A 12,813-nucleotide genomic window follows, 5' to 3' on the forward strand; every position below is an offset into this window, starting at 1 on the left:
TGTACTGTTCGCCTCAGGGGTTGGGCTGCCGCACGTCGGGCGCAGGTGCCAGGGAACGGCGGCCTAACGAGTCGTTCAAGCCGATGCCGCTTCGCGGCACGGCTTAACTCTGGTGTTAGGCCTCAGGTGAGACATCTGAGCAAGGGGGAAACATGAAGAACGTACTCTTGAGCGTCATGATCTGTTGCTTGGTTACGTCGTGCGCTGAGCTGCAAGTCAAAAGAGACTTGGCTCATGCACAGAACGTGCAAAATTACAGAGCAGCTACCTCTTCGGGTGAAGAGTTCGATCCGAGCACACTATGTACGGCCGCTCCTTCGTTTAAGTCGTGGACTAAATTTGAGTTCACGCCAGGCAATACTATTTACGGACTTCCGAATGATTCAAATGCCGCAGCAAGTTGCATAGCGATTCCTGCAGGGGCCAGCGCAATGGAGATTCATGGTGGCTCGAAAGGCGGAATGACCTATTACGAGGCCACAGCAATTCATCCATCCGTGGTGTTTCTGGATCAGAACCACGAAGTCATTCGCGATCTCCAGAAGCCACGATTGAAGGCCGGCGAAGGGTACTTCAGCGGCCTGGGCGTTTCCGCAATCATTCCGCTTCTTGAAGATCTGGCTACTGCTCGGTACGCAGTCATCTACATCCATCCGCTTAGCACGAGTGGAGAGATAGATGTTTACACTGGCTACCAAACAATCCCGGTTCCATACGGTCCTTATGGCACAGTAAAAGCGCGGTTTTTTGACTAGCATGATGCCTAACAGTTCATTCAAGCCGGTTCCGCTTCACGGCACGGCTTAATTCTGGCGTTAGGCCTCAAGGGAGAGTCTACGGGTGCTGAAAGAGATCGACGGCGTGCCCGTCCTAGCCAAGCATCGTGCTACCTGTCACTGCGGCTCTGTGGAGCTTGAGCTTCACCTGCCACAGGGCATCGTAAATCCGAGACGCTGCGACTGTTCCATCTGCCGCCGAAAGGGCGCCGTGATGGCTTCGGTTTCCTTGAGTGGCATTCGAATTGTGAAAGGGTCGGAGCATCTCAAGCTCTACGAGTTCAACACCCATACTGCCAAGCACTATTTCTGTGGCAATTGCGGCATCTACACGCACCACCAGCGTAGATCCAATCCTGACCAGTACGGCTTCAACGTCGGCTGCCTGGAGGGCATCAACCCTTTTGCCATTCCTGAGGTCCCAGTTAATGACGGGATCAACCATCCAGCGGACCGGGTTAAGGCCTAACAATGCGCTCAAGCCGAAGCGGTAGTTCCTTCGCTTCAGTGGACACCCTGACCTAACGATCAGGAGTGTCTTTATGCCTACGCCAGGCCCCCGAACAACCTATCGCTACACAGACCACTTCAAGGCTACCGCAGTACGCCTGAGTGAGCTTCCCGGCGTCTCCGTCGCCGATGTTGCCGAGTCGCTTTACATCCACCCTTTCATGTTGTCTCGTTGGCGCAAGTTGGCCCGCGAGGGAGTGATCGTGACCAAGGGTACGGAGCTGGACAAGACAGTAGCCGCAGAACTCAAGGCGCTGCGGGAAGTGAAGCGGAAGTACGAAAGGTTGCGACGTCCCCCCGCCTTCAGTAGCGGTCGCCCAGCCAGCGCGATCACGACGACGCGGCGTTGGTCGACCGGATCCGCACCGTGCATGCGCAGAGCCGTGAGACCTATGGCAGCCCACGCGTGCATGCAGTCCTTCAGCAGTCGGGCGAACGAGTCGGCCGGCGCCGCGTCGAGCGGCTGATGCGGGAAACAGGCGTCCGCGCCTGTTCGTCGCGCCAGTACCGCCGACGACCAGGGCTTGCCCGTTTCCTCGGCAGCGTTGAAAGTCGCGCGCATGCGGTGGACGTCAGCGCCATCGACAAGGTCTGGGTAGCCGACGTTACCTATCTCAAGGTGCGAGGCGAATGGCGCTATCTGGCGACTGTCATGGATCGCCACTCGCGGCGCCTGCTCGGCTGGGCACTGGGCAAGGATCGAACGACGACGCTGACGCGCCGTGCGCTTGCTGCGGCACTGCGCACACGCAAGCCTGCCGAGGGCACCTTGTTCCATAGCGATCGCGGGATCGAGTTCATCGCTGGCGACTTCAAGCGCCGGCTGCAGCGCGCCGGCCTCGCCCAGTCGGTCAACCGCCCCAAGCGCATGAACGACAACGCGCACATGGAGTCCTGGAACAAGTCCATGAAGTCCGATCTGTATCACCGGCAGACCTTCGCCAGCGACAAGGACCTGCACAGGGCTATCCGTAGTTACGTCGACTTCTACAACCACCAGCGCCTACACTCGGCTCTGGGTTGCACCGCACCTGCGGACTATGAGCGCACATGCACCTAACCAACGGGTGTCCACTTTATCGAAGGAAGTCCCAGCCGCTTCGTTACGCAAACCACATGGCAGATAAAGCTTGCCATGTGCTTCGCTCCACACGCGTCTCCGCTTAATTCTGGCGTTAGGCCGCTGGGGAGGGCTACGGTGAACTTGAACCAAGTGGCGCTTCCGGCGGTGGACATCGACGCATTCGAGTGCCGACGATTCACGCAATGCGACGCCGCTCGGTGGCTCGTCGCCTGACTGAGGTCTTGAGCCCGTGAGAGTTGTGTGCGGTTTACTCGTTCTCCTCACTGCGTGCGACCCAGTACGTCCCTCCGTAGGAGGGTTCACCTGTGACGCTCCAATCGAAGGACCGGACAGCCGGCTGCTTCTCGTTGGAGAAGTCCACGGAACGCGCGAGTCACCGGAGTTGGTAGGCAGACTCGCCTGCTCGTCCGCGTCGAGGGGGCCGACTTCGATCGGTCTCGAGATTCCTGCGAGCGAACAGGACTCGATTGATGCGTTCCTGAAGTCAGACGGGTCAGAGGAATCTCGAACCAGGCTCCTGTCGGGGCCGTTCTGGCAGACGGGGAAAGACGGTCGTGCCAGTGTCGCGATGGTGGACCTGCTCGACTCCGTCAGGGTGCTCATACGGGACGACGCACCGATCACTGTCTTCGCGTTCGAGGTCCCGTCAGCTTCGAGTCGCGATGCCGCACTGGCGAAGGGGATCCGCGACTTCCGTCTGGCCAAACCGGATGCCACGATCATCGCGCTGATGGGCAATGTCCACGCGAGCCAGGCGGTGTTGCAGCCTGGAGATCGACAGTCCACTCCAACCGGCCTGCTTCTCGCCGATCTCGATCCGACGTCGCTGTTGATCGTCCACCGTTCCGGCACGGTCTGGGCATGCATGCCTGATTGTGGCGTGCACCAGGTCGAGGGCAAACCAGGTGATGCGCGGGCGGAGGGCTACATGGAAGCATCGCCGATGCCCGGTTACACGCGCTCATACGTACTTGCGAGGACCACGGCTTCCCCGCCGGCCGTCATGCCGTAGGGCTTCCGGCGGTCGTGGCGAGGCCCGGCGGCAACGTGATATTCGTTCAAGCAGTAATCCAGTTGCCCTTGGCCGTCACAAGCGAGTCCGGAGAGTCGAATGAAAACGCCCACCTGGTTCAAGATCGTCGCGGTGCTGGCACTGCTCTGGAACCTGCTGGGCTGCCTCGCCTTCTTCTCGGACCTGCGCCTTTCACCGGAAGACATCGCCAGGCTGCCGGAGGCCCAACAGGCCCTGTACGCAGCCCGTCCGGGCTGGGCAGTGGCCGCAACGGCCATCGCGGTGTTCGGCGGTGCGCTCGGCTCCATCGGCCTGCTGCTGCGCAGGAGTTGGGCGTTCCCGGCCTTCGTCCTCTCCCTGCTCGGTATCCTGATGCAGGACGTCGGCCTCTTCGTGCTGGCGGACGGCGCGAGCCTTGCGGGTCCTGTCGCAGTCGCCATGCAAGCGGTGGTGCTCGCCGTCGGCATCGGACTCGTCCTGCTCAGCCGCAAGGGAATCGCACGCGGTTGGCTCGTCTAGCCCCGCCAGCGCCCACCCGCGGCACGGGCATCGCGCTCCTCGACTTCGATGGCACGATCACGACGCACGAGACCATGCCGGACTTCCTGCGCCGGTACGCTATGCGGGGCCACAGTGCGTCCGCCGGGAAAAGGTCCGGCGGGTGCGTGGTCGCTACGACCTGGCGACGTTCACCGAGGTCTACGCGTACGGGGACACCGTCGAGGACCACGACCTGCTTGGCGTCGCGACCAGGAAGTACTATCAAGGACGGGAAGTCCTGCCTCTGGCACCCCTGAGGACCATCACGATGGACAAGGGATCGCTGTACGCCCGGTTCGCCAAGGCCGCGTCCCGCTTCTGCGGACGCCCGCGCACCTTCGCGCTGGCCGTGCTGCTCATCGTCGTCTGGCTGTCGAGCGGCCCGATCTTCGGCTTCAGCGACACGTGGCAGCTGGTGATCAACACGGGCACGACCATCATCACCTTCCTGATGGTGTTCCTGATCCAGAACACGCAGAACCGTGACACGGAGGCCATCCAGATCAAGCTCGACGAGCTGATCCGCGCCACCCGCGGCGCGCACAATGCGCTGCTGGACCTGGAGGACATCGAGGAGCAGAGCCTCGACGCCTTCCGGGCCAGGTACCGTGCGCTGGCCGCTTCGGCGCGCGAGGACCTGGATCTCGGCAACGAGGACACCGGCACCCCCGAACCCTGACCCACCCACCGACTCCCGCAAGGATCCGCATGAGCCGCTGCAAGCCGACCCTGTTCGCCGCCCTCCTGATGCTGGGCGGATGTGCATCGCCACTGCCGACCGGCGACGCGCCGTGGATCGATCCGGGCCAGGCCGTGCTGCGTGCCGCCGCGGCGCCGTACACGGGCGTCACCGGCGTGTTCGCGCTGACGGTCCAGGCCACCGGCCGCACCGACAAGGTGCACCTCAACTCGGAACGCGACTTTCGGGATCCGCGCAACCTGTCGATCGCGGTCATGCCCCGCGCGGCTGCCGAACTCGAGGCGCGCTACGGCGCGCCGCCCGAGGTCGCGCTGCGTGGCAAGCAGGTTCAGGTCGTCGGCACCGCGCGGCGCGTCCGCATCGACTTCAGCCATGACGGCAAGCCGACGGACAAGTACTACTACCAGACCCACGTTCGGGTGACGCGGGCCGCGCAGATCCAGGTGCTCTAGTCCGGCCGATTACTGTTCGGTGCGGACCAGGCGCGCAGTGTCGTAGCCCATCGCGTGGGCCTTGGCGACCAGGGCGTCGAGCTGCTCCGGGTCGATGGCCTTGTCACGCGTCAGGAACCAGAGGTACTTCCGGTCCGGCGAGCCGACGATGGCCCAGCGGTAGTCCGGGTCGAGGTCGATGATCCAGTAGTCGCCCCACACGGCGGGCAGGAACGAGAGGAAGGCCGGTGCGAAGCGCACCTCGAGCTTCGAGGTGCTGCCATCGACTTTCCGTGCGATCGCGCGCGCCTCGATGCGCTCGCCCTTGTCGTTGTCGCACTGGTTGACGACGTCGACGCGCCCGTCGTCTCGCAGGCTATAGCTGGCGGTGGTGTTGGCCACGCAGTTGCGCTGGAAGACCAGCGGCAGGTGGGCCTGCTCGTACCAGGTGCCGGCATAGCGCTCGAGGTCGACCACGGTCACGGCTTCGACGGCCTGGCCCCGGGGATCGGGCCTGTCTTCGGGCTGGGTCAGGGCGACGCCGGGTGCGGCGATCAGCGCGAGGATGGCCAGCAGGCTGGTGCGATGGGACATGGCGGATCCGGGTGAATCGGGTGCTCTGGATCGCACGGCGGCCGTGTCGGGCGGATGAAGTCGGCCGCCGGACGGGCGCGCCGCGCGTTGTGCGTGGCGTCGCTACGGGCCTACCATCGGCAGACGCCGCCGGGGGGCGCGGGCAGCAGCACACGGGGACCACGATGAGACTGGCGGGCCGCATCGCCGACTGGAACGACGACAAGGGCTTCGGCTTCGCCACGCCCAGCGGCGGGGGCACGCGCGCCTTCGTCCACATCCATGCCTTCCAGCGCGGGTCGCGCCGACCGGTGGAAGGCGACCTGGTGTCCTGGCTGCCGGTGGTGGACGCGCGTGGCCGGACCAACGCGACCCAGGTCCGCCATGCCGGCCAGAAGGTCGCGGCCCCGCGGCAGCCCTCGGACGTTCCGCGCGCGGCGCTGGGCACGCTGGCCCTGCTGCTGGTCGCGGTTGCGGGCATCCTGGGTTGGTTGCCACTGGTGCTGGTGGGCGCGTACGCGGCGGCGAGCCTGCTGGCCTTCCTCATGTACCGGAGCGACAAGGTCGCCGCCCAGCGCGAGCGCCAGCGCACGCCGGAAGCCAACCTGCACCTGGTCGGCCTGCTGTGCGGCTGGCCCGGTGCGCTGATCGCGCAGCAGCTGTTCCGGCACAAGACGGTCAAACAGCCGTTCCAGTTGGTGTTCTTGGCCACGGTGGCGCTCAACGTGGCGGCCGTGGCCTGGATGCTCCGTTCCGGATTCGCCCAAGACCTGCTGGCCGCGTTTGCCCACTGAAACGGAGAGGTCCCATGTCGCGGCACGAAAAGATCAACTATGTCGAGTTCCCGTCCCTGGACCTCGACGCCAGCAAGCGCTTCTTCGCCCAGGCCTTTGGCTGGGGCTTCATCGACTACGGCCCGGACTATGCGGCGCTTGCCGATGCGGGCCTGGACGGCGGGTTCTTCCGCGCGGAGGCTGCCGGCCGCACGGACCACGGCAGCGCGCTGGTCGTCCTGTACAGCGATGCGCTCGAGGCGACGCTGGCCAAGGTCGAGGCCGCGGGCGGCGAGATCGTGAAGCCGGTCTTCGCCTTCCCGGGCGGGCGGCGCTTCCACTTCGTCGAGCCGGGCGGCAACGAGCTGGCGGTGTGGACGGAGGCCGACGCGCCATGAACCCGGTCGATCTCGTCGCGCTGCTGGCGGTCGCGCAACTGGTGTTCTTCGCGGTGCTGGTCGGCCGCGCGCGCGGCCGTTACGGCGTCAAGGCGCCGGCGGTCACCGGCCACGAAGGCTTCGAGCGCGCCTACCGCGTGCAGATGAACACGCTGGAGCTGATGGTGGCCTTCCTGCCGGTGCTGTTCATCGCGGCGAAATACTGGCCGCCGGGCTATGTCGCGGGCGTCGGCGCCGTGTACCTCGTGGGCCGGATCCTTTACTGGCGCAGCTACGTCTCGGCACCGGCCAGTCGCGGGCTGGGCTTCGCGCTGTCGATGTTCCCGATCCTGGCGCTGCTGATCGCCGGGATTGCCGGCGCGTTGCGCGGCGCAGGCTGAGCCGGAACGAGCCGCATCATGGACACCGGCCCCATCACCTTCTCGGTCCGCTACCGGCTGGGTGAGTACCTTCGCTTCGTCACCGAGCATGGCTTCGATAGCGAGGCCTCGCTGCGCGACCTTCGCGGCATCCGGCGCCTGCTTGCCCACCTGCTGCTGCGAACGGCTGGCACGGTCGGCTTCGCGTGGAAGGCCGCGCGAGTGGGCCGCTGCCGGTTCGAACTCGATGGCGAAGGCATCCGCCGGCACACCCGGCGCGGGCCGGGGACGCTGCCCTGGTCGCGGGTCAAGGCGCTGCACACCTACACCGCGGGCTTTCTCATCGAACTGGAGGAAGGCGCGCTGCCGATCCCGTTCCGGGTGCTCGGCGCCGGCCAGCGCAACGGCATCCTGCGGCTGGCCACGGCAGCCGGCGTGGCTTGCCCGACTCCTGCCCCACCGTGACCGGAGCCATCATGGCCGCCAACAAGACCGCACCCACCGGCGCCAGCGTCGTGCAGTACCTGGACGCCAAGGCCACCTCCGCTGCGCAGCGCGCCGACGCCGAGGCGCTGATCGCCCTCATGACCCGCATCACCGGCGAGCCGGCCACGCTGTGGGGCCCGAGCATCGTCGGCTTCGGCCGCTATCGCTACACCTATCCAAGCGGGCGCAGTGGCGAAGCGCAGCTGGCGGGCTTCGCCGTCCGCGGGCGCGACCTGGTGGTCTACCTGGACTGCGAGGGCGAAGACGGGGCGCAGCAGTCGCTGCTGGCACGGCTGGGCAAGCACAGGATGGGCAAGTCCTGCCTTTACGTCCGCCAGCTGGCCGAGGTGGACATGGCCGTGCTGGAAGCGCTGGTCCGCGACTCCATTGCACGGGTGCGACAGCGCTACGGCTGAGCGCGCGGCCACCTTGCCGCCCTGTTCACGCACCGCGCCCTTAGCGTGGCGACTTCACCAGCCAGGGGCGCCACCATGCACAGGATCACGGGGAAACAGCAGTTCGTCGGCCTGTTGGCCTGGCTGGCGGTCACCGGCGTCGCTGCCTATGCCGGCAGCATGAGCATGGCCTCGCGGCGCTCGCAGGATTTCTACGGACTGCTGGAGCAACCCGCCTGGGCGCCGCCACCGGAGGTGTTCGGTCCGGTGTGGACGGTGCTCTACATCATGATGGCCGTGGCGGCCTGGCTGGTCTGGCGCGTCGGCGGCTTCGACCACGCACGCACGGCGCTGACGCTGTACCTGGTGCAGCTGGTGGTCAATGCGCTGTGGAGCTGGCTGTTCTTCGCCTGGCAGATGGGCGCCGCCGCGCTGGCCGACATCGCGCTGATGTGGGTGCTGGTGGTGGCGACGATGCTGGCCTTCTGGAAGCACAGCCGGGTGGCCGCGCTCCTGCTGCTGCCCTACCTCGCCTGGATCAGCTTCGCGGCCATGCTCAACCTGCGGCTGTGGCAGCTCAATCCGGGCGTGCTCTGACCGCGGAGCGTCACCGCGGTCGGGGCGCACGCCCAGTCACGTGTCATCGGGTTAAAAAGGTCCGGCGGTCCGTCACCACGTGGCGTGGCCCACTTCAGGAAGGCGCGCATGTCCACGGAAACCCCAGGCGAACCGGCACCGGAGCAACCTGCGCAGCGGCTACCAACGCTGGAGCGCACCCGTTTCGGCGGCAGCGGTCGGCGCCCTGACCGGCACGACGACGACGCGCCGGTCTCGCGCAGCGACCTCAGCAAGGGGCCGCAGGAGCTGATGGAGCACCGCACGGCGCGGATCAACTGGGGCGTGCTGTGGACGGCCTCGGCGGTAATCGTGGCCTTCTCGATCTGGGCGATCCTGCTGCCAGACCAGGCGCGCGTCACCATGAAGGCGATGGTCGATTGGATCGCCTGGAACCTGGGCTGGTACTACGTGCTGACGGTCACGGTGGTCATCGTGTTCGTGCTCTGGGTGGCGCTGTCGAAGGAAGGCAGCGTGCGCCTGGGCCCCGACCATTCGCGGCCCGAGTACGGGCTGGGGACCTGGGTCGCGATGCTGTTCGCCGCCGGCGTCGGCATAGACATGCTGTTCTATTCGGTCACCGGTCCCGTGGTGCAGTACCTCTCGCCGCCGGCGGGCGACCCGGGCTCGGCGGCGGCGCTGCAGGACGCGGTGGTGTGGACGATGTTCCATTACGGCGTGGCCGGCTGGGCGATGTATTCGCTGCTGGGCATGGCGATGGGCTATTTCGCCTACCGCTGGGGCATGCCGCTGTCGATCCGCGCGGCGCTGTACCCGCTGTTCGGCCGCCGCGTGCGCGGGCCGCTGGGCGATGGCATCAGCATGCTGGCTCTGGTCGGCACGGTGTTCGGCGTGGCCACTTCGATGGGCATCGGCGTGGTGCTGCTGAGCGTGGGCTTCTCGCTGATCTTCGGGCTGGAGCAGGGGCTGGCGCTGCAGATCGCGCTGGTGGGCGGCGCCGTGCTGCTGACCATCGCCGCCACCACCTCGGGCGTGGACCGCGGCATCCGCTGGATTTCCGAGCTCAACCTCTGGAGCGCGGTGGCAATGATGGTCTACATCCTGGTCACCGGGCAGACGGCGTTCCTGTTGAACGCGCTGGTGGAGAACATCGGCCGCTTCCTGTTGACCCTGCCGGCGCGCACCCTGCAGACCTTCGCCTACGAACCCGGCGGCGCCGACTGGATGGGCGGCTGGACGCTGTTCTTCTGGGCGTTCTGGATGGCCTGGGGGCCATTCGTGGGCGTGTTCCTGGCGCGCATTTCGCGCGGGCGCACGCTGCGCGAGTTCGTGATCGCGGCGATCACCGCGCCGGTGCTGTGCGATTTCATCATCGTGTCCCTGTTCGGAAACTCGGCGCTGTTCGAGGTACTTCAGGGCAATACAACTTTTGCCGAGCTGGCGGTGCAGAGCCCGGAACAGGGCTGGTACGCGCTGCTCGGCATGTTCCCCGGCGCGATGTTCCTGATCGGGCTCGCGACCCTGTCGGGCCTCCTGTTCTATCTCACCAGCGCCAACTCCGGCGCGATGGTGATGTCGAACTTCTCGGCCTCGATCCCGGAACCCTCGCATGACGGACCCAAGTGGCTGCGCGTGTACTGGGCCGTGCTGACCGCGGTGCTGACGGTGGCGATGCTGCTGGCCGGCGGCGTGACCACGATGGAGTACGCGACGCTGATCTTCGCGCTGCCGGTGACAGTGATCGCGTACCTGGTGATGGCCTCGTTCCACAAGGTGCTGCGCATGGAGCGGGCCGAGCGCGAGGGTCAGGTGCTGCGCCGGCCGACGATCGCGCCGATGGGCGGCGCGATGCCGGAGCGCTCGTGGAAACAGCGCCTGGAGCATCTGCGCGCGTATCCATCGCTGAAACAGGTCACCCAGTTCATGGACCGCACGGCGCGGCCGGCGCTGGACGAGGTCGGGGCCGAGTTCCGCAACCAGGGTTACGACGTCAAGCAGAGCACGATGCCAGACGCGCTGGGCGTGGACGAGCCGCTCTTGCGGGTGTCGATGCAGGGCTTCCGCGACTTCCACTACCAGATCGCGGTGGTGGAGGCGCCGGTGCCGATGTTCAGCGGGCGCATGTCGCGCGAGACCGACGTCTACTACCGGCTGGAGGTGTTCACGCAGACCGGCTCGGGCGGATACGACCTGATGGGCCTGGACCGCCGCCAGGTGATCGACGACGTGCTGGACCGCTACGAGGCCCATCTGGCCTTCCTGACCGTCTCCAGCGAACGCGACACGGCATCGGTGCTGACGCCGGCGATCCTGCCCAGCGAAGAGCACGCCACGGTGCCGCGCGATGCCGGGGACGTGCATGACCTGGGGGATGCCCCACGCTGACAACGAGCGGCTTGACAGGCCGTAACGGCGGCGGGCGTATCATGCGCGATGGCATGCGCCCCCGAAGTGGCGCAGCGTCGTTCCCGGCAGATGCCCCCTTACTGGAGTTTTCGCATGAATATCAAACTGACCGTCCTGACCGCCGCGTGCGCACTGGCCCTGTCCGCCTGTGGCGACAATTCCGCGCCGACGCCGGCTTCGACGGCCACGCCGCCGCCGGCTCCTGCTGACACCACCCCGGCGCAGACCCCGCCGGCCGCTCCGGCCGAAGCCGCCACTCCGGCCGACACCGCCCAGGCGCCCGCGACCGCCGGCACCGACCCGGCCGTCACCGGCTGCGAGATCGTGATCGAGAGCAACGACGCGATGCAGTTCAACACGAAGTCGATCGCCATCCCGTCCTCCTGCAGCGACTTCAAGATCACGATGAACCACGTGGGCAAGATGCCGGTTGCGGCCATGGGTCACAACGTGGTGATCACCACCGCTGGCGACATGGCCGGCGTGGTGGCCGACGGCATGGCCGCCGGCCTCGACGCGGACTTCCTGAAGCCCGACGACGAGCGCATCATTGCGCATACCGAAATGATCGGTGGCGGCGAGACGACCTCGGTCAGCTTCTCGGTCAGCGAGCTGCAGGCGGGCGAATCCTACAAGTTCTTCTGCAGCTTCCCCGGCCATTCGGCGCTCATGAACGGCACCGTTTCCGTCGAGTAACCATCGGCGGGCACGTCGAAAAGGCGGGAGCATGTCTCCCGCCTTTTTCATGCCTGGCCGTCAGGCCTGGTCCGTCGGCTCACCGGCGGGGCCGGTGACGCGGCCCGCGGAATCCACGAACCAGGTGCGCACGGACGGGTAGTGCGCAAGCAGCGGCAAGCGCTGTGCGGGCGCGAGGACCGAAAGCGTCGTGGAGAGGCCGTCGGCGAGCGTGGCCCGCGGGGCCGCCACCGAGACCGCCGCATGATGGTTGGCACTGCGGCCGGTCCGGGGATCGATCAGGTGATGCAGGCCCGGGTCCGGCCCGAAGCGCGTGCCATAGCCGCCGGAGCTCGCCAGCGCGGGATGCTGCCCGCGAGCGCTGCCCAGGGGGAGTTCAAACAGGGTGCGTCCCGGCTCGGCAGGATCGGTGACGGCGGCGCGCCAGGGTCCACCGTCGGGACGCCGGCCAAGCGCGCGACCTTCGCCCAGGTCGATCAGCACATCGTGGAAGCCTTCGGCTTGCAGCAGCTCCGCCACGCGGTCGGTGATGAAGCCCTGAGCTGCGCCGTTGAGCGTGATCGCGGCGCCGGGGCGGCCGAGGCGTATCCGGTCCATGTCCACTTCGACGTCGGCAAAGCCCACCCGCTGCCGGACGCGGGCGATGGCCTCGGCCGAGGGACCCTGCGGCGAGGCGTCCGGCTTCGCGAAATGGTCGAAATACAGCCGCAGCAGCGGCTGCACGCTCGGATCGAAGGCACCGCCGCTGGCCTGCGCCAGGGACAGCGCGAACGCGAGCAGCTCGACCAGTTCGGCCGGCGGATCATCCAGGCGGCCGGCGGCGTTGAGCCTGGAGAGGTCCGAATCCGTCCGATACAGGCTGAAGATCGATTCCAGCCGTTCGACCTCCGACATGCAGCGCGCGATCATCGCCTGGGCATGCGCACGGTCCGGGTGCACCAGCGTCATCGATGCCAGCGCACCCATCGCCACGCCCTTCCAGACGGTGGGCGCCGGCGATGCCGACGACGCGGCGAGTGCAAACCTGCCTGGCGCCGATCCCAGCACGGCAGCGGTGGCGGCGATCGAAAGAAAACGGCGGCGTTTCAGCATGACCGG

The 12,813-nt window shown here is 66.6% G+C and carries 16 protein-coding genes and 2 pseudogenes; 16 read left to right on the top strand and 2 right to left on the bottom strand.

The window, feature by feature from the left end; all coding sequences use genetic code 11:
• Positions 1 to 152 precede the first annotated feature (152 nt).
• The 8 genes and pseudogenes from WCE39_RS12385 to WCE39_RS12415 all read left to right on the top strand — a co-directional run bounded on the left by WCE39_RS12385 (position 153) and on the right by WCE39_RS12415 (position 5,074).
• Positions 153 to 755 (top strand): hypothetical protein, encoded by a 603-nt coding sequence (locus WCE39_RS12385; RefSeq protein WP_343276993.1) that lies wholly within the window; start codon positions 153 to 155, stop codon positions 753 to 755.
• An 85-nt stretch (positions 756 to 840) separates the two neighbouring features.
• Positions 841 to 1,245: a GFA family protein gene (locus WCE39_RS12390; RefSeq protein WP_343276994.1), complete on the top strand. Its 405-nt coding sequence runs from the start codon at positions 841 to 843 to the stop codon at positions 1,243 to 1,245.
• Positions 1,246 to 1,318: 73 nt separating this feature from the next.
• Positions 1,319 to 1,543 (top strand): annotated as a pseudogene (locus WCE39_RS14325) (transposase); the annotation flags it as partial.
• Positions 1,544 to 1,614: 71 nt separating this feature from the next.
• Positions 1,615 to 2,346 (top strand): annotated as a pseudogene (locus WCE39_RS12395) (IS3 family transposase); the annotation flags it as partial.
• Positions 2,347 to 2,938: 592 nt separating this feature from the next.
• Positions 2,939 to 3,382, top strand: coding sequence for a hypothetical protein (locus WCE39_RS12400; protein WP_343276995.1), 444 nt, complete (start codon positions 2,939 to 2,941; stop codon positions 3,380 to 3,382).
• A gap of 99 nt (positions 3,383 to 3,481) precedes the next feature.
• A complete protein-coding gene (locus WCE39_RS12405; RefSeq protein WP_343276996.1) occupies positions 3,482 to 3,901 on the top strand; it encodes a hypothetical protein in 420 nt (139 codons plus the stop codon).
• A gap of 289 nt (positions 3,902 to 4,190) precedes the next feature.
• Positions 4,191 to 4,601 carry a low affinity iron permease family protein gene (locus tag WCE39_RS12410; RefSeq protein WP_343277082.1) on the top strand — a complete coding sequence of 137 codons (411 nt, stop codon included), beginning with the start codon at positions 4,191 to 4,193 and terminating at the stop codon, positions 4,599 to 4,601.
• A gap of 29 nt (positions 4,602 to 4,630) precedes the next feature.
• A complete protein-coding gene (locus WCE39_RS12415; RefSeq protein WP_343276997.1) occupies positions 4,631 to 5,074 on the top strand; it encodes a hypothetical protein in 444 nt (147 codons plus the stop codon).
• A gap of 9 nt (positions 5,075 to 5,083) precedes the next feature.
• On the opposite strand, the gene WCE39_RS12420 is transcribed toward WCE39_RS12415, so the two are convergent.
• Complete coding sequence (locus WCE39_RS12420; protein ID WP_343276998.1) at positions 5,084 to 5,647, bottom strand: lipocalin family protein; 564 nt, start codon at positions 5,645 to 5,647, stop codon at positions 5,084 to 5,086.
• A 164-nt stretch (positions 5,648 to 5,811) separates the two neighbouring features.
• On the opposite strand from WCE39_RS12420, the gene WCE39_RS12425 reads away from it, so the two are divergent.
• The 8 genes from WCE39_RS12425 (at position 5,812) to azu (ending at position 11,715) form a co-directional block, all read left to right on the top strand.
• A complete protein-coding gene (locus tag WCE39_RS12425) occupies positions 5,812 to 6,420 on the top strand; it encodes a cold shock and DUF1294 domain-containing protein (RefSeq protein ID WP_343276999.1) in 609 nt (202 codons plus the stop codon).
• Positions 6,421 to 6,434: 14 nt separating this feature from the next.
• The gene (locus WCE39_RS12430) at positions 6,435 to 6,797 is read left to right on the top strand and encodes a VOC family protein (RefSeq protein WP_343277000.1); all 363 of its coding nucleotides are present in this window, start codon (positions 6,435 to 6,437) and stop codon (positions 6,795 to 6,797) included.
• Positions 6,794 to 7,177 carry an MAPEG family protein gene (locus tag WCE39_RS12435; RefSeq protein WP_343277001.1) on the top strand — a complete coding sequence of 128 codons (384 nt, stop codon included), beginning with the start codon at positions 6,794 to 6,796 and terminating at the stop codon, positions 7,175 to 7,177. Before WCE39_RS12430 ends, WCE39_RS12435 begins: the two co-directional genes overlap by 4 nt.
• Positions 7,178 to 7,195: 18 nt before the next feature.
• Positions 7,196 to 7,621, top strand: coding sequence for a YcxB family protein (locus WCE39_RS12440; RefSeq protein ID WP_343277002.1), 426 nt, complete (start codon positions 7,196 to 7,198; stop codon positions 7,619 to 7,621).
• Between the two features lie 11 nt (positions 7,622 to 7,632).
• A complete protein-coding gene (locus WCE39_RS12445) occupies positions 7,633 to 8,058 on the top strand; it encodes a DUF1801 domain-containing protein (protein ID WP_343277003.1) in 426 nt (141 codons plus the stop codon).
• A 75-nt stretch (positions 8,059 to 8,133) separates the two neighbouring features.
• Entirely contained in the window at positions 8,134 to 8,634 is a 501-nt protein-coding gene (locus tag WCE39_RS12450) for a TspO/MBR family protein (protein ID WP_343277004.1), read from the top strand.
• A gap of 108 nt (positions 8,635 to 8,742) precedes the next feature.
• Positions 8,743 to 10,998 (top strand): choline BCCT transporter BetT, encoded by a 2,256-nt coding sequence (betT, locus tag WCE39_RS12455; RefSeq protein ID WP_343277005.1) that lies wholly within the window; start codon positions 8,743 to 8,745, stop codon positions 10,996 to 10,998.
• Positions 10,999 to 11,112: 114 nt separating this feature from the next.
• Positions 11,113 to 11,715 (top strand): azurin, encoded by a 603-nt coding sequence (gene azu / locus WCE39_RS12460; protein WP_343277006.1) that lies wholly within the window; start codon positions 11,113 to 11,115, stop codon positions 11,713 to 11,715.
• A 60-nt stretch (positions 11,716 to 11,775) separates the two neighbouring features.
• Here the strand turns inward: azu and WCE39_RS12465 are convergent, their stop codons facing one another.
• Positions 11,776 to 12,807 carry an FAD:protein FMN transferase gene (locus tag WCE39_RS12465; protein ID WP_343277007.1) on the bottom strand — a complete coding sequence of 344 codons (1,032 nt, stop codon included), beginning with the start codon at positions 12,805 to 12,807 and terminating at the stop codon, positions 11,776 to 11,778.
• Between the last annotated feature and the right edge of the window lie 6 nt (positions 12,808 to 12,813).

This window comes from Luteimonas yanweni (assembly GCF_039548475.1).
Classification (GTDB): Bacteria; Pseudomonadota; Gammaproteobacteria; order Xanthomonadales; family Xanthomonadaceae; genus Luteimonas.